At 70.2% G+C, this 19,272-nt stretch carries 12 protein-coding genes; 8 read left to right on the top strand and 4 right to left on the bottom strand.

What is annotated here, in order from left to right; all coding sequences use genetic code 11:
* The first annotated feature begins 149 nt into the window (after positions 1–149).
* The 6 genes from IEY79_RS01020 (at position 150) to serA (ending at position 10,331) form a co-directional block, all read left to right on the top strand.
* The gene (locus IEY79_RS01020; RefSeq protein ID WP_189105296.1) at positions 150–1,088 is read left to right on the top strand and encodes a 2-hydroxyacid dehydrogenase; all 939 of its coding nucleotides are present in this window, start codon (positions 150–152) and stop codon (positions 1,086–1,088) included.
* Positions 1,089–1,595: 507 nt separating this feature from the next.
* The gene (locus IEY79_RS01015) at positions 1,596–4,511 is read left to right on the top strand and encodes a putative bifunctional diguanylate cyclase/phosphodiesterase (RefSeq protein WP_189105603.1); all 2,916 of its coding nucleotides are present in this window, start codon (positions 1,596–1,598) and stop codon (positions 4,509–4,511) included.
* A 210-nt stretch (positions 4,512–4,721) separates the two neighbouring features.
* On the top strand, positions 4,722–6,608 hold the full coding sequence (locus tag IEY79_RS01010) for an acetolactate synthase large subunit (protein ID WP_189105295.1): 1,887 nt from the start codon (positions 4,722–4,724) through the stop codon (positions 6,606–6,608).
* A gap of 35 nt (positions 6,609–6,643) precedes the next feature.
* Entirely contained in the window at positions 6,644–7,171 is a 528-nt protein-coding gene (ilvN, locus tag IEY79_RS01005) for an acetolactate synthase small subunit (RefSeq protein ID WP_078074922.1), read from the top strand.
* A 127-nt stretch (positions 7,172–7,298) separates the two neighbouring features.
* Positions 7,299–8,300 carry a ketol-acid reductoisomerase gene (gene ilvC, locus IEY79_RS01000; protein ID WP_189105294.1) on the top strand — a complete coding sequence of 334 codons (1,002 nt, stop codon included), beginning with the start codon at positions 7,299–7,301 and terminating at the stop codon, positions 8,298–8,300.
* A 426-nt stretch (positions 8,301–8,726) separates the two neighbouring features.
* Positions 8,727–10,331: a phosphoglycerate dehydrogenase gene (gene serA / locus IEY79_RS00995; protein ID WP_189105293.1), complete on the top strand. Its 1,605-nt coding sequence runs from the start codon at positions 8,727–8,729 to the stop codon at positions 10,329–10,331.
* Between the two features lie 112 nt (positions 10,332–10,443).
* On the opposite strand, the gene IEY79_RS00990 is transcribed toward serA, so the two are convergent.
* The 3 genes from IEY79_RS00990 to IEY79_RS00980 all read right to left on the bottom strand — a co-directional run bounded on the left by IEY79_RS00990 (position 10,444) and on the right by IEY79_RS00980 (position 15,463).
* Positions 10,444–12,150, bottom strand: coding sequence for an ABC-F family ATP-binding cassette domain-containing protein (locus IEY79_RS00990; RefSeq protein WP_189105292.1), 1,707 nt, complete (start codon positions 12,148–12,150; stop codon positions 10,444–10,446).
* A gap of 93 nt (positions 12,151–12,243) precedes the next feature.
* Positions 12,244–13,878 (bottom strand): ribosomal protection-like ABC-F family protein, encoded by a 1,635-nt coding sequence (abc-f, locus tag IEY79_RS00985; RefSeq protein WP_189105291.1) that lies wholly within the window; start codon positions 13,876–13,878, stop codon positions 12,244–12,246.
* Positions 13,879–14,260: 382 nt separating this feature from the next.
* Positions 14,261–15,463, bottom strand: coding sequence for a PucR family transcriptional regulator (locus IEY79_RS00980; protein ID WP_189105290.1), 1,203 nt, complete (start codon positions 15,461–15,463; stop codon positions 14,261–14,263).
* 174 nt (positions 15,464–15,637) lie between these two features.
* Here IEY79_RS00980 and IEY79_RS00975 point away from each other — a divergent pair, with 174 nt between their 5' ends.
* Both IEY79_RS00975 and pruA read left to right on the top strand, forming a co-directional pair.
* Positions 15,638–16,564 (top strand): proline dehydrogenase family protein, encoded by a 927-nt coding sequence (locus tag IEY79_RS00975; protein WP_189105289.1) that lies wholly within the window; start codon positions 15,638–15,640, stop codon positions 16,562–16,564.
* A gap of 55 nt (positions 16,565–16,619) precedes the next feature.
* Positions 16,620–18,251, top strand: coding sequence for an L-glutamate gamma-semialdehyde dehydrogenase (pruA, locus tag IEY79_RS00970; RefSeq protein ID WP_189105288.1), 1,632 nt, complete (start codon positions 16,620–16,622; stop codon positions 18,249–18,251).
* Between the two features lie 175 nt (positions 18,252–18,426).
* On the opposite strand, the gene IEY79_RS00965 is transcribed toward pruA, so the two are convergent.
* On the bottom strand, positions 18,427–19,260 hold the full coding sequence (locus IEY79_RS00965) for a DUF1206 domain-containing protein (RefSeq protein WP_189105287.1): 834 nt from the start codon (positions 19,258–19,260) through the stop codon (positions 18,427–18,429).
* Between the last annotated feature and the right edge of the window lie 12 nt (positions 19,261–19,272).

Here is a 19,272-nt window from a genome sequence, read left to right as displayed (position 1 = left end):
GGCCGCGTCCAGGTTCCCATCGACCCGGCATCGGTGCCACGAGTCCCACGCCGCCCGGCCGGGCCTGCCCACCGGCCGGCCCCCTCCGGACGCCACAAGCCCGGGCCCGCTCTTCAACGCCCCCATGGACGTCGCATAGCCTCCCGACCATGACTTCAGACGTATGGCTGCCGATCCCGGCCGACGAGATAGAAGGGCTCCCCGAGGGCCTGGACTACCGCCACTGGGACGGGGCCGAGGACTTCCCCGCGGACCCGGCCGACTGCGCGTTCTACGTGGTCCCGTACATGAAGGGCATGGACATCGCGCTCCGGCCGCTCGCCGCGATGACCTCCGTACGCGTCGTACAGACCCTCTCGGCCGGAATCGACCACGTGGCCCCCGGCCTCGGCTCGCTTCCCTCCGGCGTACGCCTCTGCAACGCCAAGGGCGTCCACGAGGCCAGCACCGCCGAACTGACCATCGGGCTCGTCCTCGCCTCCCTGCGCGGCATCCCCGGCTTCGTCCGGGGCCAGGACGCCGAGGAGTGGCGGTCCGGCTTCTACCCCGCGCTCGCCGACAAGTCCGTCCTGATCGTCGGCTACGGCTCGATAGGCGCCGCCATCGAGGACCGGCTCGCGCCCTTCGAGTGCGCGCGGGTGGCGCGGGTGGCGCGCTCCGCCCGCGCCACCGAGCGCGGTCCGGTGCACGCACTCACCGATCTGCCGGACCTTCTTCCCGAGGCCGACGTCGTGATCGTGTCGACGCCGCTCACCGAGGAGACGAAGGGCCTGGCGGGCGCCGAGTTCCTGGCCCGCATGAAGGACGGCGCGCTGTTCGTGAACGTCGCGCGCGGCCAGGTCGCCGACACCAAGGCGCTCCTCGCCGAGCTGGAAAGCGGAAGGATAAAAGCCGCTCTGGACGTCACTGATCCGGAACCCCTCCCGGCGGGCCACCCTCTCTGGCATGCTCCGGGTGTCCTCATCAGCCCTCACGTGGGCGGATCCACCTCGGCCTTCCTGCCGCGCGCCAAGCGCCTGCTCGCCGACCAACTCACCCGCTACGCCACGGGAGACGCTCTGCGCAACGAGGTGCTCACCACCGGCTGAGTCACCGCCGATCCGTACTCGGGATCGACAAGTCCCCTGCTCGTCACGGAGAGTAGAAGAACTATGTCCCTGAGTGACGAGTCTGGTGTATCGTCCCGATCTGGGGGCCGCGTCGTGCGGGCGGCGTGGCGGAGCGATCAGAATCCGAGGGGGGCGACGGGCGATGAACTGCCGATGGACGAACGATCCGACGCGGAAGGGCCGCCCACGACGGCCTTCGGACCCGCCGGGGCCACACCCGGTGACGCGCACCTCGCCAACGTGCCTGCCGCCGAGGCGCGTTCCAGGGACGCGAACGTCACCGGCGGGCATCTCGACGCCGCGGACCTCGACGCCGCGGACCTCGCCGACGCCCGTCCGGGTGACCCACACGCCAACACCGCGCGTCCCGGCGGTTCGTGTCTCGCCGGTTCGTCTCTCCCGGCCCCGTATCTCCTCGATCCGTATCTCACCGGCGCCCGCACCGAGCGCGTCGGCGGTGACGGCGACACCCTCAGAGGTGACCCCATGAGCGCCCCCGGGGCGCTCCTCGGCCGCCGCACCGCCCTGGGCGGTGGCGCCGACGGCGGCAACGACGGCGGAGGAGGAGGTGGCGGCACGGGCCTCCTCGCGCAGCTCCTGCTCGCCCTGATCTGCGGCGGTTACGCCACCGGCGCGGCCCTCGGCTGGGGCTCTCGTGAAGTGGCCCTGTTCATGGGTGACTTCGGCCTGAGCTTCGCCGCCCTCATCGCCTCGGTCTCCTGCTTCCTCTACGCCCGCGGCAACGACAGCCAGTTCCGGCCCGCCTGGCTGCTCTTCTCGCTCTCCTCAGCCATGGCCGCGGGCGGGAACGCGGTCTGGGGCTGGTACGAGGTCGTGCTCGACAAACCCGTGCCGAGCCCCTCCCTCGCCGACCTGTTCTTCCTCTGCTTCGCGCCGCCCGCCATCGTCGGGCTGCTCGTCCTGGCCAAACGCCCGGTCAGCAAGGCCGGTTGGGTCTGCCTCTGCCTCGACGCCTGGCTGATCGGCGGCTCGCTCCTCACGCTCTCCTGGAGCCTGGCCCTCGCGCACACCACGCACGTCGGCGGCGAGACGGTCGCCCACGCCGCGCTCTCCCTCGCCTATCCGCTGCTGGACATCGTCCTCGTCAGCATGGTGCTCGCGCTGCACTTCCGGCGCTCGGCCGGCAGCCGTACGGCCATCAACTCCGCCATCGCCGCCCTCGCCCTCACGGTCCTGTGCGACGCCCTGTTCACCTCCCCGCTGCTCCGGGAGACCTATCGCTCGGGCCAGCTGCTCGACGCGGGCTGGTTCGCCGGCTCCCTGCTGCTCGCCTACGCGCCCTGGGGCGTCCGCAGCACCGCCGAGACCGAGCCGGCACCGGTGCGGCCCCCTCGCCCCGCCCGGCATTCCAGCAGGCCGATCGCGGGGTCCCTGGCCGCCCTCACGCCCTATCTCGCCGCCGCCGTGTGCACCCTGGGGATCCTGTACAACGTCATCGAGGGCCGCCGGGTCGACCGCGTGGTGGTCCTCACCGGCTGCACGGTCGTCCTCGCCCTGGTCGTACGGCAGGGCATCATGCTCGTCGACAACATCGCGCTCGCCCATGAACTGGCCCAGAAGGAGAACCACTTCCGCTCCCTGGTCCAGGGGTCGAGCGACGTCATCATGATCGCCGGTCCCGAGGGCACCCTCGACTACGTCAGCCCGGCGGCGGCCGGGGTCTACGGACGCGAGGCTGACGGCCTCGTCGGCGCCGAACTGGAATCGATCATCCACCCGGACGACCGCGGCCGGGTCAAACGAGAAGTACGACGCTTCCTCGCCGCCCCTCCCACGGAAGAGCCCACCACCCGCATCGAATGCCGCTTCAAATCGGGCTCGGGCGACTGGCTGAACGTGGAATCGACCGTCAACCGGCACCAGGGCGGTCTGATCCTCAACAGCCGCGACGTCACCGAACGCGTCCGGCTCCAAGCCCAGTTGCAGCACAACGCCGAGCACGACCCGCTCACCGACCTGCCCAACCGCGCGCTGTTCACCGAGAGGGTCCGGCAGTCCCTCTCCGGGCGCCGCGCGGGCGACCCCGGTACGGCGGTGCTCTTCATCGACCTCGACGGTTTCAAGGGTGTCAACGACCGCCTCGGCCATCAGGTCGGCGACGAACTCCTGATCCACGCGGCCCGCCGTCTCCAGGACTCCGTACGGGCCGGGGACACAGCGGCCCGCCTCGGCGGGGACGAGTTCGCCGCCCTCATCCTCGGGGACGGCACCGACGACCAGACCGCCCGGGAGTACCAGGTCCACGAGATCGCCGACCGGCTGCGCCTCAGGCTCTCGCAGCCGTACCGCATCGAAGGCAACGATGTCCGCGTCGCCGCCTCCATCGGGGTCGCCTTCGCTGAACCGGGCATCAACCCCACCGACCTGATGCGCAACGCCGACCTCGCGATGTACCGCGCCAAGGCCGGCGGCAAGAACAGGGTCGAGCTGTACGCGCCCCAGATGCAGGCCGACGTCGTCCGCAGGACCGAGCTGGCCGTCAGGCTCCGCACCGCCCTGCGCGACGGCGAGTTCGCCCTCCTGCACCAGCCCGTGGTCGACCTGTCCACCGGGCAGATCTCCGCCGTCGCCGCACAGGCCCGCTGGCGCTCCGCCCAGGGCATCCTCTTCACCCCCGCCGAGTTCTTACGCGTCGCCGACGACAACGACCGTACCGCCGAATTAGGACGCTGGCTGCTCGAAGAAGCCGTCGAGCAGGCCGCCGAGCGCGGCCGGACGGGCCACCTGGTCCCGGTCACCGTCCGCCTCTCGGCCCGCAGACTGCTCGACCGTTCCATGCCGCTCGGCTCCATCGAGGCCCTCCTGACCCGCCACGGGCTCCCCTCGGGCGCCCTGCTGATCGAGCTGGCCGACAGCGACCCCCGTACGTCCATCGACGAGCTGGAGCACCGCCTTGTCGCGCTGCGCCGGCTGGGTGTACGGATCGCGCTGGACGGCTTCGGCAGTGGCTACGCCGCGATAAACGCGCTGCGCCGGCTCCCCGTCGACGTACTGAAACTGGACCGGGGGCTGGTCGAGGGCGTCGTCGAGTCCGCCAGGCTGCACAAGATCACCGCCGGGCTGCTCCGGATCGCCTGTGACCTGGGCATGGCCTCGGTGGCCGAGGGTGTCGACGTACCGGAGCAGGTGCTCGCGCTTCGTGCCATGGGCTGCACCCACGGCCAGGGCATGGCCTTCTCCGGCCCCCTCGACGAGTACCGGCTGCGCCGCGCGCTGGTCCGCGGCGAGTATCCGCTCCCCGGCACGGCCCCGCTGCCGGTGCTCACCGGCGGCTCACTGCCCGTGCGCCGTACGCGCGCGGCGACCCCCGACATGATCCCCAGGCCGATCACCCGGCCCTCCGTCTGCTCAAATGTTGAGACGCCGGTCCCACCCACTTGACAGTGGTAGCGCGTCAGAGGGAGGGTCATCACCATGCGCACTCGAATTCTCGTACTTGGACAGCGCGTCGGCTGAAGCAGTGCCCACCACCGGCCCTGCAGACCGCACCGACGCGCTCCCCTCGCCTGCCTCCCGGCACGAGGGGTTTTTTGTTGTACTGGCACAGCCCAAACCCCCGCAAAAACCCTCAGCTTCGAGAAGAGACCGACGATGACCGAGCAGGCCACCGGGGCCCACCCGACGCCGCGCGCCCGTAACGGCGGACCCACGTCCGCCACCGTTGAGCACGTCACGGGCGCGCAGTCCCTCATCCGCTCTCTTGAGGAAGTGGGGGCCGACACCGTATTCGGCATCCCCGGCGGCGCCATCCTCCCCGCCTACGACCCGATGATGGACTCCACCCGGGTCCGCCACATCCTCGTCCGCCACGAGCAGGGCGCCGGGCACGCGGCCACCGGCTACGCGCAGGCCACCGGCAAGGTCGGCGTCTGTATGGCCACCTCGGGCCCCGGCGCCACCAACCTGGTCACCCCGATCGCCGACGCGCACATGGACTCCGTGGCGCTCGTGGCGATCACCGGCCAGGTCGCGAGCAAGGCGATCGGCACGGACGCCTTCCAGGAGGCGGACATCTGCGGCATCACGATGCCGATCACCAAGCACAACTTCCTGGTCACCAAGGCCGAGGACATCCCCCGCACCATCGCCGAGGCGTTCCACATCGCCTCCACCGGCCGCCCCGGGCCCGTCCTGGTCGACATCGCCAAGGACGCGCTCCAGGCGAAGACCACCTTCAGCTGGCCGCCCACCCAGGAACTGCCGGGCTACCGCCCCGTCACCAAGCCGCACGCCAAGCAGATCCGTGAGGCCGCCAAGCTGATCACCCAGGCCAAGCGGCCGGTGCTGTACGTCGGCGGCGGCGTCATCAAGGCCGGTGCCACCGCCGAGTTGCGCGTCCTCGCCGAACTGACCAACGCCCCCGTCACCACCACCCTGATGGCGCTGGGCGCGTTCCCCGACAGCCACCCGCTGCACGTGGGAATGCCGGGCATGCACGGTGCGGTCACCGCCGTCACCGCGCTGCAGAAGGCCGACCTGATCGTCGCCCTCGGAGCCCGCTTCGACGACCGTGTCACCGGCAAGCTGGACAGCTTCGCCCCGTACGCGAAGATCGTCCACGCCGACGTGGACCCGGCCGAGATCGGCAAGAACCGTGCCGCGGACGTGCCGATCGTCGGTGACGCCCGCGAGGTCCTCGCCGACCTCGTCCAGGCGGTCCAGGCCGAGCACACCGAGGGCAACGTCGGTGACTACAGCGCCTGGTGGCGCGATCTAAGCCGATGGCGCGAGACGTACCCGCTCGGCTACGACCAGCCGGCGGACGGCAGCCTCTCGCCGCAGCAGGTCATCCAGCGCATCGGCCAACTGGCCCCCGACGACACGATCTACGCGGCGGGCGTCGGCCAGCACCAGATGTGGGCCGCCCACTTCATCGACTACGAGCAGCCCGCCACCTGGCTCAACTCCGGCGGCGCGGGCACGATGGGCTACGCGGTCCCGGCCGCGATGGGCGCCAAGGCCGGCCGGCCCGACCGCACCGTCTGGGCGATCGACGGCGACGGCTGCTTCCAGATGACCAATCAGGAACTGGTCACCTGCGCCCTCAACGGCATCCCCATCAAGGTCGCGATCATCAACAACGGGGCGCTGGGCATGGTCCGCCAGTGGCAGACCCTCTTCTACAACCAGCGTTACTCCAACACCGTCCTGCACAGCGGCCCCGACGTGGCCGCCGGCGGCTCATTCGAGGGATCGGGCCGCGCGGACGACGCGAGGCCCAACGGCGGCACCCGGATCCCGGACTTCGTGAAGCTGTCCGAGGCCATGGGCTGTGTCGCGATGCGCTGCGAGTCCCCGGGCGACCTGGACGCCGTGATCGCCAAGGCCAACTCCATCAACGACCGCCCCGTGGTGGTCGACTTCATCGTCCACGAGGACGCCCAGGTCTGGCCGATGGTCGCCGCGGGCACCTCCAACGACGAGGTCCTGGCCGCCCGGGGTGTGCGCCCCGACTTCGGCGACGGCCTGGACGACTGAGCCGGATGCCGAGAGCGAGAGAAAGAACGACGAAAATGTCTTCCAAGCACACCCTCTCCGTCCTGGTGGAGAACACCCCCGGCATCCTCGCCAGGATCGCCGCCCTGTTCTCCCGGCGCGGCTTCAACATCGACTCACTCGCGGTGGGTGTCACCGAGCACCCCGACATCTCCCGCATCACCATCGTGGTCAATGTCGAGGACCTGCCGCTCGAACAGGTCACCAAGCAGCTCAACAAGCTGATCAACGTCCTGAAGATCGTCGAACTGGAGCCCGGCGCCGCGATCCAGCGCGAGCTCGTCCTGGTGAAGGTCCGCGCCGACAACGAGACCCGCTCCCAGATCGTCGAGATCGTGCAGCTCTTCCGCGCCAAGACGGTGGACGTCTCACCCGAGGCCGTCACCATCGAGGCCACCGGATCGAGTGACAAGCTCGACGCGATGCTGAAGATGCTGGAGCAGTTCGGCATCAAGGAGCTCGTCCAGTCCGGCACGATCGCCATAGGGCGTGGCGCACGGTCCATCACGGACCGCAGCCTGCGGGCGCTCGACCGCAGCGCGTAGCCCGTTCCATCGGAGCCGTACGGCATCCCGGTTCGTATGCCGAGACCGTGAGACTCCCTTTACCCGCCCCGCCGTACGGTGGGGCCCACACAGCGACACCCAGTTTGCACACCAAGGAGAAGACCCAGTGGCCGAGCTGTTCTACGACGACGATGCCGACCTGTCCATCATCCAGAGCCGCAAGGTCGCGGTCATCGGCTACGGCAGCCAGGGCCACGCCCACGCGCTGTCGCTCCGTGACTCGGGTGTCGACGTCCGGGTCGGCCTGCACGAGGGTTCCAAGTCCAAGGTGAAGGCCGAGGAGCAGGGCCTGCGCGTGGTCACGCCCGCCGAGGCGGCCACCGAGGCCGACGTCATCATGATCCTGGTGCCGGACCCGATCCAGGCGCAGGTCTACGAGGAGTCCATCAAGGACAACCTGAAGGACGGCGACGCGCTCTTCTTCGGCCACGGCCTCAACATCCGCTTCGGCTTCATCAAGCCGCCCGCGGGTGTCGACGTCGCGATGGTCGCCCCGAAGGGCCCCGGCCACCTGGTCCGCCGTCAGTACGAGGAGGGCCGCGGCGTGCCGTGTATCGCGGCCGTCGAGCAGGACGCCACCGGCAAGGGCTTCGAGCTGGCGCTGAGCTACGCGAAGGGCATCGGCGGGACCCGCGCCGGCGTCATCAAGACGACCTTCAGCGAGGAGACCGAGACCGACCTCTTCGGTGAGCAGGTCGTCCTCTGCGGCGGTACGTCCGCGCTGGTCAAGGCGGGCTTCGAGACGCTGGTCGAGGCCGGCTACCAGCCGGAGATCGCGTACTTCGAGTGCCTCCACGAGCTCAAGCTGATCGTCGACCTGATGTACGAGGGCGGCCTGGACAAGATGCGCTGGTCGGTCTCCGAGACCGCCGAGTGGGGCGACTACGTCAGTGGCCCGCGCATCATCACGGACCAGACCAAGGCCGAGATGAAGAAGATCCTGGGCGAGATCCAGGACGGTACGTTCGCCCGGAACTGGATGGACGAGTACCACGGCGGTCTGAAGAAGTACAACGAGTACAAGAAGGCCGACAGCGACTCGCTGCTGGAGAGCACGGGCCGTGAGCTGCGCAAGCTCATGAGCTGGGTCGACAACGACGAGGCCTGAGCCGTCTCCGGTGCCCGGGCCCGTACTCCGGGTCCGGGCACCGGGCGGATCGGGGGACCGCCCGTCGCACCGGTCGTATGTACGGCCGCGGGCCGGTTGAACGAACCGCACGCCGGTCGTACGTGCCGCCCACGCCGGTCGTACGTGCCGCCCGCGCCGGTCGTACGTGCCGCCCGCGCGGGTCGTGCGGCCGGTCGCCGGACGGCCTGTGGGTAAGCGCTTGCGGCGGGTCCATCCACGTACGGGTGATCCGCCCGTCCGAGCGGGAAACCCCCGCCCAGGACACCACTACACTGCAGAACACATACGCGTCAGGCCCACAACGTCGTGCGTCTTCCACGCGATCAGGCCCGGACCAGGGCCTGGCACCCTCCGCCGCCTGCGGCCGTCGGGACGGCCGTCCGCAATGGACCTGTGAGGACCCACGTGAGCTCGCGTTCCAATCAAAAGCCGGTTGTACTCATCGCCGAAGAGCTGTCGCCCGCCACCGTCGACGCGCTCGGTCCGGACTTCGAGATCCGCCACTGCAACGGCGCCGACCGCGCCGAACTGCTGCCCGCCATCGCCGACGTGGACGCGATCCTCGTCCGCTCCGCGACCAAGGTCGACGCCGAGGCAGTGGCCGCGGCGAAGAAGCTGAAGGTCGTCGCGCGCGCCGGTGTCGGCCTCGACAACGTCGACGTCTCCGCCGCCACCAAGGCCGGCGTGATGGTCGTCAACGCGCCCACCTCGAACATCGTCACCGCCGCCGAGCTGGCCTGCGGTCTCCTGGTCGCCACGGCGCGCAACATCCCGCAGGCCAACTCCGCCCTGAAGAACGGCGAGTGGAAGCGGAGCAAGTACACGGGCGTCGAGCTGAGCGAGAAGACGCTCGGCGTCGTCGGCCTCGGCCGTATCGGTGTGCTGGTCGCGCAGCGCATGTCGGCGTTCGGGATGAAGATCGTCGCGTACGACCCGTACGTGCAGCCCGCGCGAGCCGCGCAGATGGGCGTCAAGCTCCTCTCGCTCGACGAGCTGCTCGAAGTGGCCGACTTCATCACCGTGCACCTGCCCAAGACCCCCGAGACGCTCGGGCTGATCGGCGACGAGGCGCTGCACAAGGTCAAGCCGACGGTGCGGATCGTCAACGCCGCGCGCGGCGGGATCGTGGACGAGGAGGCGCTGGCCTCCGCGCTCAAGGAGGGCCGCGTCGCGGGCGCCGGTCTGGACGTGTACGCGAAGGAGCCCTGCACGGACTCCCCGCTGTTCCAGTTCGACCAGGTCGTCTGCACCCCGCACCTTGGCGCGTCGACGGACGAGGCGCAGGAGAAGGCGGGCGTGTCGGTCGCCAGGTCGGTGCGGCTCGCACTCGCCGGTGAGCTGGTGCCCGACGCCGTCAACGTCCAGGGAGGGGTCATCGCCGAGGACGTACGGCCGGGTCTGCCGCTGGCCGAGAAGCTGGGCCGGATCTTCACGGCGCTGGCGGGCGAGGTCGCCGTACGGCTCGATGTCGAGGTCTACGGCGAGATCACGCAGCACGACGTGAAGGTGCTCGAACTGTCCGCGCTGAAGGGCGTGTTCGAGGACGTCGTCGACGAGACGGTGTCGTATGTGAACGCGCCGCTGTTCGCGCAGGAGCGCGGCGTCGAGGTGCGTCTCACGACGTCGAGCGAGTCGCCCGACCACCGCAACGTGGTCACCGTGCGGGGCACGCTCTCGGGTGGCGAGGAGGTGTCGGTCTCCGGCACGCTCGCCGGTCCGAAGCACCTGCAGAAGATCGTCGCGATCGGTGAGTACGACGTCGACGTGTCCCTGGCCGACCACATGGTCGTCATGCGGTACGAGGACCGTCCCGGCGTCGTGGGCACCGTCGGCCGGATTCTCGGCGAGGCGGGGCTGAACATCGCGGGCATGCAGGTCTCGCGCGCGGAGGAGGGCGGCGAGGCGCTGGTCGTCCTGTCCGTCGACGACAACGTACCGCCGGCGGTGCTGGCGGAGATCTCCGACGAGATCGGCGCGAACTCGGCTCGTTCGGTGGATCTGACCGACTGATCCGGCTGGACGGACCGCTGGATCGTCCGGCGCGGCGAGGGGCCCGGGATTCTCTCCCGGGCCCTTTCGCTGTCTCCGCTCACGCGTGAAGCGTTGCCGCGCGGCGCGGCGATCAGGTGATGGTGGTGACCCGTCCCGAGTCGGCGCGTCCCCCTTGGGAGAGCCGCGCTCGTGTCGGCGCATTGGCCCGGGAGCCGAGCCGGAGCTCCCGTCCCTGCCAGCGTCGGCGGAGCCAGCGGTCGTGGCTGGCCAGGACGATGGCTCCAGGGCCGGTGCCGAGGGCGTCCTCCAACTCGTCGCACAGGCTCGGGGAGAGGTGGTTGGTCGGCTCGTCGAGGAGAAGCAGCTGTGGGGGCCGGGCCACCAGCAGCGCGAGGGCGAGCCTGCGGCGTTGGCCGACGGAGAGATGGCCAATGGGTCTACCGAGGTCCGCCTCATGAAGCAGACCGAGTGAGAGCAGCGGCACCACTTCCGCTCGCTCGGCGCCCAGGGATTGGCTGTAGGTGTCGCGGACGGTGAGCTCGGGGCGGTCGAAGACGGTGTCCTGGGCGAGGAGCCCGATGGCCAGGCCGGGGCGTCTGTGGACGGCACCCTCTGCGGGAAGCCGTCCGGCGAGAACGGCCAGCAGCGTTGATTTCCCGGTGCCGTTTCCGCCGGTGAGCAGCAACCGGTCGACGGCGTCGACCCGCAGGTCCACCTTTGCCAGCCGCCCGGGAACGCCCACCTTCTTCAGGGCGAGAAGCGGTTCGTCCGTCTGCGCCGCAGCGGACGCGGCGAGGTACGGGCCGGCGAACCGCAGTGGCTGCGGCGGTTCGGCGAGCTGGGCTGCTTCCAGCTCGTGCAGCTGGCGGGCGGCGTGGCGAACCCGACGGGAGATCTGGCTCTGCACCCGGCCCGCGCGGTGGCCGTAGCCCATTTTCTCGTTGTCGTGCGGTCCCCGGTCGGGGGCCAGGCGGTGGGCGGTGACCTGGGCCTTTTCCCGCAGCAGTGTCAACTCCTGCTGTTCTTCCGTCCAGCGTCGCTCCCAACTCTCGCGCTCACGGCGCTTCTCGGCCAGGTAGGAGGTGTAGTTCCCGCCGTGGCGGACCGGGCCGTCGACGGCGGGGTCGAGGTCGATCAGGTCGGTGCAGACAGCGTCCAAGAAGGCGCGGTCGTGGCTGGCCAGGACGGTGACGCCGGGCAGGTCGCGCACCTGTTGTTCGACGAAGGCGGAGGCATCGTCGTCGAGGTGGTTGGTGGGCTCGTCCAGGAGAAGGGCGGTAGGCCGCCGGATCAGCAGGGCGGCCAGGGCCAGGCGGCCGCGCTGTCCTCCGGACAGCGAGTCAAGGCGGCGGTCGCGGCCGAAGCCGCCGAGGCCCAGGCCGTCCAGGACGAGGGCGGCACGACGGTCGGCGTCCCATGCCTCGCGGTCCTGGGCCTGCTGAAGGCGGGTGCCGTAGGCGTCGAGCAGGGCGGGATGGCCAGGGTCGTCCTCGGCCGTACGGCTGAGCAGGACGGTGAGGCGTTCCAGGTCGGCGAGGATGTCGCGTGTTTCGCGCAGGGCTTCGTCGAGGACATCGGCGACGGTCGCCTCAGTCGCGAAGGGCATCTCCTGCTGGAGAAAGCCCACGTCGGGCGGGCGGTTGACGGTGCCGGAGTCGGGCTGGTCCGTGCCGGCCAGCAGTCGCAGCAGGGTTGTCTTGCCGGTGCCGTTCTCCCCGATCAAGCCGATACGGCGGCCGGGGGAGGCGGTCAGGGAGACGCCGTCGAGGACCCGTCGGCCGTCGCGGATGCGGACGAGGTCGTGGGCGATCAGGGGCGGTGGGGTGGAGTGGCTCATGTGTGCCGTCCGGGGGATCGGGGTGCCGCGGAATTGCGGCCCCGTGCCGGGTTTTTGGCGCGGGACCGCAAGGAAGGGCGGAGGACGGGGTGCTCAGGCTGCGGGGGCGGCGACTTCCGTGAGTTGTCCGCCGTCCAGCCGCAGCCAGCGGTTCACACCGATCTCGCGAAGAAAGCGTGCGTCGTGGCTGACCACGATGAAAGCCCCTTGGTAGGAGTTGAGCGCGCCTTCGAGCTGGCCGACGCTGACCAGGTCGAGATTGTTGGTCGGCTCGTCCAGGAGTAGCAAGTGCGGGGCCGGTTCCGCGCACAGGATGCAGGCCAGGATGGCGCGCAGCCGCTCGCCACCGGAAAGCACGCCGACGGGCAGGTGGGCGCGCTGACCACGGAAGAGGAAGCGGGCGAGCAGGTTCATCCGTTCGGCCTCGGACCGCTGCGGGGCAAAGTCGGCGAAGTGCTCGGCGACGGTGCGGTCAGGGTCGAGCAGGTCGAGGCGCTGCGAGAGGTAGGCGATGCGGCCGTCGGCCCGGGTGATCTCGCCCGCGTGTGGCGCTAGTTCGCCGATGAGCAGCCGCAACAGGGTGCTCTTGCCAGCACCGTTGGGGCCGGTCAGCGCGATGCGTTCGGGGCCGCGGACAGAGAGGTTCACGCCGGGCTCGGTGAAGATCTCCTTGCCGCCGAGGCTGACGCGGAGCTGTTCACCGAGGAAGAGGTTGCGGCCCGTGGGTACGTGGGTGTCCGGCAGGTCCAGGGAGATCCGCTGCTCGGAGCGCACAGCCCGCCCGGCCTCGTCCAGCTTGGCCTTGGCCTCGCTCACCCGGGAGGCGTGCATCTGCCCGGCCTTGCCGGCCGATTCCTGGGCGCCGCGCTTCATGTTTCCGGCGAAGATGCGCGGCAGGCCGGCGTCCTTCAGGTTGCGGGCGGCGTTGCTCTGCCTGCGGTCGGCACGTTCCCTGGCCTGCTGCAGCTCCCGCTTCTCGCGCTTGAGTTCCTGTTCGGCGCTGCGGACGTTCTTCTCCGCGACCTCCTGCTCGGCCTCCACCGCCTGCTCGTAGGCGGTGAAGTTACCGCCGTAGAGGCGCAGTTCGCCGCGGTCGAGTTCGGCGATACGGTTCATCCGGTCCAGTAGGGCACGGTCGTGGCTGACCAGGAGCAGGCAGCCGGTGAAGTCCTCCAGCGTGTCGTAGAGCTTGGTGCGGGCGTCCAGGTCGAGGTTGTTGGTGGGCTCGTCGAGGAGGAGGACGTCGGGCCGCTTCAGTAGCTGGGCGGCGAGACCGAGGGAGATGATCTGCCCGCCACTGAGGGTGTTCAGGACGCGGTCCAGAGTGAGATTGTCCAGACCGAGGCGGTCAAGCTGGGCGCGGGTGCGCTCCTCGATGTCCCAGTCGTCGCCGATCGTGGTGAAGTGCTTTTCGTCGACATCGCCGGACTCGACGGCGTCGATGGCCCGGATGGTCCCGGCGATGCCGAGGACCTCGGCAACGGTGAGGTCGCCGGTCAGCGGCAGGCTCTGTGGCAGATAACCCAGGGTGCCCGCGACGGACACCGACCCGGCGGCCGGGCGCAGCTCGCCGGCGATCAGTTTGAGCAGAGTGCTCTTGCCGGTGCCGTTGGGAGCGACGAGGCCGGTCCGGCCGGTGGGGACGGTGAAGGAGAGGTCCTCGAAGACCGGGGTGTCGTCGGGCCAGGTGAAGGACAGGTTCGAGCAGACGACAGAGATGTCGGACATGCGTATGACCTTGCGCGAAGGCGGAAGCGGGCGCGACGGCACCGCTCCGAAAGGCAGACAGGGGAATGGGAGGGGGACGACAAGCGGAGCCACGGCGGCCGCGTGATCACGCGCCGTGCCATGACTCGACCGGTCCGGGCATCTCACCCGGAGATGTCGTCGTCCACCACCATGTCTGGTCTCCTCGTCCAACGATCAGAATCTCAGTCACCGTAACAGCCGGATACAGCCGACCGGAAACGCATTCCGGCCCGGAATCCCCCGACCCATTCGGGGGGACGATGCGGCCCCCTGACCCCGGGCACGCAGGTCCCTGCCCGGGACACACCGGTGCTACGGCACCGGAGCGGCAGCACCACGGCAGCGGGTCACGCGGAATCGCTCACGAAACCGCGGAACCTGGACAGGACCTGAGCCGCGCGGATTTCAGCGCCATGTGCAGCAGCAGCCGGTCCTCGCCGTCGGCCAGGTCGAGGCCCGTGAGCTTCTCGACGCGCGACAGCCGGTAGTAGAGGGTCTGACGGTGAATGCCGAGCTTCGAGGCCGTACGGCCGGCCTGGCCCGCGCAGTCGAGGTAGACCTCGGCCGTGTGCGTGAGCTCCGTGTTCGCGGGTGTCAGCAGCGGGCGAACCGCCGGGTCGATGCCCGGGGGGAGCGACGTCAGCATCCGGAACGGGCCGATCTCCGACCACTGCGCCACGGGGCCGAAGCGCGGCTGCGCGGCCGAGGCGTGGGCCGCCGAGACCGCCTCGTGCCAGGCGGCGGGCAGTTCGGCCAGGCCGCGGCGCGGCGTCGCGGCCCCGGCGGTGGCGCCGGGAGCCGCGGCGTCGCGCAGCTGGGCCGTGGCCGCGAGCGCGGGGGCCAGGGCGTCCGGCGACCGGAGCCGTACCAGCACGGCCAGCGCCCGGGGCACCGCCTCGGCGCCGCGACGCGGGGAGGCGTTGTCCGGCGGGACGGACAGCTCCGGCACCGTGCACAGGGCCGCGGTACCGGGCACGGCGCGCACCGCCGGGTCGGCGCCCGCCCACGGCGCGACGCACACCACCATGTGCGGACCGTCGGCTCCCGGCCCCAGCGCCGTACGCAGCGCCTCCACCGCCATGTCGCGCTGCCAGCCGCCCTCCGCCGTCACTACGGCGCGGAACTCACGCGCCAGGTCGGCGCCCGCCCTCACCTCCTCGGCGAGCAGCGCCCCGATCCGCGCCGTCACCTCCATGGCCGCGGCCAATCGGTCGTCCGTGGGGCCCTGGCCGGTGTCGTCGAGCAGCCATACGTAACCGAGCACCGTGCCCCGGTGCCGTACGGGCAGACAGATCCGCCCCCGGAAGACCCCGGCGTCCGGTGCGGCGGGGATCCGGACGGGGCCGGTCGCGCGGGTGATGCCGAAACCCTCGAACCAGGCGCGCACCGCGGGGGTGGACTTCCGGGTCAGGATCGAACGCGTCCTGACGGGGTCCATCACGCCCTCGTCCTCGCTGTCGTGCACGCCGAAGGCGATCAGCCCGAAGTCCCTGTTCTCCAGCGTCAGCGGCATGCCGAGCAGCGCCGAGATCTCGTCGACCAGCTCCTGGTAATCGTCCTTCACCCGGACATTCTCGCACCGCTTTCAGACATATGTCTGAGATCCCGGCCACGGATGCGTGACAGGTGTCGATGGCAGAGGATCGGACCGGTCCCTAGATTTCACAGTGGTTCTCCGTGCCGTCGCCGGGCGTTCGCGCCCCGTACGGCCTGCTCTTTCTCCCCGTGGAGGTGCCCTGTGCTGGGTCCCGTGATTCTCGCCGCGTCGCGCAGCGACCTCATGCGGCGCGTCGTCTCGGCCGCGCCCGTCACCAGGCCCGTGGTGGACCGCTTCATCGCCGGCGAGACCGTCGACGGTACGACGCCGGTCATCCAGGACATGGCCGACAGCGGCCTCGAAGTCACGATGGACGTCCTCGGAGAGGACATCACGGACCGGTCCGCGGCGCTGCACGCCCGTGACGCCTATCTGAAGCTGATCGAGGCGCTCGCCCCGCTGGGGCTCGGCGCCCGCGCGGAGATGTCGGTGAAGCTCTCCTCCTTCGGACAGGCCCTGCGCGGCGGCCACGACCTGGCGCTCAGCAACATCACCACCGTCGTCGAGGCCGCCACCGAGATCGGCACCACCGTTACGCTGGACATGGAGGATCACACCACCGTCGACTCGACGCTCGCCATCCACCGGACGCTGCGGGAGCGCTTCCCGGAGACCGGCGCCGTCGTCCAGTCGTATCTCTTCCGTACGGAGGACGACTGCCGCACTCTCGCCGCCTCGGGGGCGCGCGTACGGCTCGTCAAAGGCGCCTACAAGGAGCCCGCGCGGGTCGCGCACCAGGACAAGGGCGAGGTCGACAAGGCGTACGTGCGGTGCCTCAAGACCCTGATGGCGGGGGACGGCTACCCGATGGTCGGTTCTCACGACCCGCGCCTCATCGCGATCGCCCAGGAACTCGCCGTCCGGGCCGGACGCAAGCTCGACGCGTACGAGTTCCAGATGCTCTACGGCATCCGTGAGGAAGAGCAGCGGCGCCTGGCGGCCGAAGGCCACCGGATGCGCGTCTACATCGCGTACGGCACCGACTGGTACGGCTACTTCATGCGCCGGCTGGCCGAGCGCCCCGCCAACCTCGCGTTCTTCCTGCGTTCGCTCGCCACCCGCGGCTGACGCCGCCCCGACCGTCGACCGTAAACCGTCTACTGATCAAGGAGATGCGGCCCTCATGGACGCTGTGACCCAGGTCCCCACGCCGGTCAACGAGCCGGTGCACGGCTACGCCCCCGGCTCCCCGGAGCGCGCCCGCCTCGAAGCCAGGCTCAAGGAGCTGGCCGACCACCCTGTCGACCTGCCGATGACGATCGGCGGCGAGAAGCGGATGGGCGGCGGCGAGCGCTTCGACGTCGTGCAGCCGCACAACCACCAGGCCGTCCTCGGTACGTACGGCAACGCCACCGAGCAGGACGCGCAGGACGCCGTGGACGCCGCGCTGGCCGCCGCCCCCGGCTGGCGCGCGATGGCCTTCGACGACCGCGCCGCGATCATCCTGCGCGCCGCCGAACTGCTGTCGGGCCCCTGGCGCGAGACGCTGGCCGCCTCGACCATGCTGGGCCAGTCGAAGACCATCCAGCAGGCGGAGATCGACACCCCGTGCGAGCTGATCGACTTCTGGCGCTTCAACGTCTCGTACGCGCGCGACATCCTCGCCGAGCAGCCGCGGGCCAACTCCACCGGCGTGTGGAACCGGCTCGACCACCGGCCGCTCGAAGGCTTCGTCTACGCGATCACGCCGTTCAACTTCACCGCGATCGCCGGAAACCTGCCGACCGCGCCCGCGCTGATGGGCAACGTCGTCGTATGGAAGCCGTCGCCGACACAGACGCACGCCGCCGTGCTGCTGATGAGCCTTCTCGAAGAGGCGGGGCTGCCCAAGGGCGTCATCAACCTCGTGACCGGTGACGGCCTTGCCGTGTCCGACGTGGCGCTCAACCACCCCGAGCTGGCTGGCATCCACTTCACGGGCTCCACCAAGACCTTCCAGCATCTGTGGAAGACCGTCGGCGGCAACATCGAGAAGTACCGCTCCTACCCGCGCATCGTCGGCGAGACCGGCGGCAAGGACTTCGTCGTCGCCCACCCGAGCGCCGACCGCGGCGTCCTCAAGACGGCGCTGACCCGGGGCTCGTTCGAGTACCAGGGCCAGAAGTGCTCGGCTTCCTCGCGCGCCTACGTCCCGGCCTCGATCTGGAACGACGGCTTCAAGGAGGAGTTCGCGGCGGAGGTCGACGCCATCGCCATGGGCGACGTCACCGACCTGTCCAACTTCATCGGCGCCGTCATCGACGAGCGGGCCTTCGCGAAGAACAAGGCCGCGATCGACCGCGCCGCCGCCGACCCGACGTGCACGATCGTCGCCGGTGGCACGTACGACGACTCCGTCGGCTACTTCGTCCGCCCCACGGTCATCGCCTGCACCGACCCGGCCAACGAGGTCTTCACGACGGAGTACTTCGGCCCCATTCTCGCCGTCCACGTCTACGAGGACGCGGAGTACGAGGCCATGCTGGCGCAGATGGAGTCGGTCTCGGCGTACGCGCTGACCGGCGCCGTCATCGCCGGTGACCGCGCGGCGGCGGCCGACGCGATGGCCAAGCTCCGTTACGCGGCGGGCAACTTCTACATCAACGACAAGTCGACCGGCGCCGTGGTCGGCCAGCAGCCCTTCGGCGGCGGCCGTGCCTCCGGCACCAACGACAAGGCGGGCGCCCCGCAGAACCTCATGCGGTGGACCCTGACGCGTTCGATCAAGGAATCGCTCGTGTCGCCGACGGACTACCGCTACCCGCACATGGGCTGAGTCCTAAGCCCTGTCCCCACAACCCCCGCCCTCGTGCCGGCCCCAACCCGGTACGGGGGCGGTGTCTTTTCCCCAGCGTGATCATGCCGCCGCCCCGCCTCTTCACGGAGGCGGGGCGGCGGCATGCGGCAGTGGGCCTTGTGGCCCGGACGTCGCGGGCTCAGACCTCGCGGGCTCAGACCTTGCGGTAGCGCGCCATACCGAACGAGAACAGGCCGAAGAGCACGAGGCCCAGCGCGACCAGTGCCAGCAGCCAGGGGCCGGCGGGAGTGTCGGTGAAGGAGCGCAGCGTGTCGTCGAAGCCCTTCGCCTTGTCGGGCTCGTAGTCGACGGCCGCCTTGACCACGAACCAGCCGATCGCCGCGAACAGCAGTCCGCGCGCCAGTCCGCCGCCGACCCCGGTCACGTCCATGAACTGCCTCGCCCTGTGGGACATCTGCCCGAGCTTCAGATGCTTGTGATACGACCGCTTCGCGGCGCGCACCCCGATCCACAGACCGGCGCCCAGGATGCCGATGCCCGCGGCGCCGACCAGCCACTGGCCGGCGGGCAGCTCCAGCGCCTTGGCCGTGACGTCCTGAGACTGCTGGTCGCCCGACGAGCCGCCCTTGTCGCCGGCGGCGAAGCTCAGCACGGAGTAGGCCACGAAGCCGTAGAACACGAAACGCGCCGCGGACAACAGCCGCTTGCTCGCCTTGTGGCCGTCGGGCCCAGAGGCGCCGAACAGCGCCTCGGACAGCCGCCACAGGGACATACCGACGAGACCGATGCCCAGTGCCCACAGGACGAAGGAGCCCATCGGCTTCTCGCCGATCTCGGCCAGCGCGCCACCGCGGTCCGCCTGCTTGCCGCCACCGCCGAAGGCGATCTGGAGCGCCAGCAGCCCGATCAGCAGATAGATCACGCCGCGCGCCACGAAGCCCCAGCGCGCCGCGGCGTCCATGGCCGAACTGTTCGCGGCCTGGCGGCCCTTGCTACGACCTCTGAGTGACATCGCCTGTACGTTCATGTGGCACCCTCC

The sequence above is a fragment of the Streptomyces camponoticapitis genome (genome assembly GCF_014646115.1).
GTDB classification, from domain to species: domain Bacteria; phylum Actinomycetota; class Actinomycetes; order Streptomycetales; family Streptomycetaceae; genus Streptomyces; species Streptomyces camponoticapitis.
The sequence above is the reverse complement of the archived record's forward strand: the minus strand, read 5'-3'. Positions and strand labels throughout refer to the sequence as shown.

Coding starts and splice junctions, on each gene's coding strand:
- abc-f (WP_189105291.1), bottom strand. CDS start 13,878: ATGTCCGACATCTCTGTCGTCTGCTCGAACCTGTCCTTCACCTGGCCC.
- IEY79_RS01010 (WP_189105295.1), top strand. CDS start 4,722: ATGACCGAGCAGGCCACCGGGGCCCACCCGACGCCGCGCGCCCGTAAC.
- IEY79_RS01015 (WP_189105603.1), top strand. CDS start 1,596: ATGAGCGCCCCCGGGGCGCTCCTCGGCCGCCGCACCGCCCTGGGCGGT.
- pruA (WP_189105288.1), top strand. CDS start 16,620: ATGGACGCTGTGACCCAGGTCCCCACGCCGGTCAACGAGCCGGTGCAC.
- ilvN (WP_078074922.1), top strand. CDS start 6,644: ATGTCTTCCAAGCACACCCTCTCCGTCCTGGTGGAGAACACCCCCGGC.
- IEY79_RS00990 (WP_189105292.1), bottom strand. CDS start 12,150: ATGAGCCACTCCACCCCACCGCCCCTGATCGCCCACGACCTCGTCCGC.
- IEY79_RS00965 (WP_189105287.1), bottom strand. CDS start 19,260: ATGAACGTACAGGCGATGTCACTCAGAGGTCGTAGCAAGGGCCGCCAG.
- IEY79_RS01020 (WP_189105296.1), top strand. CDS start 150: ATGACTTCAGACGTATGGCTGCCGATCCCGGCCGACGAGATAGAAGGG.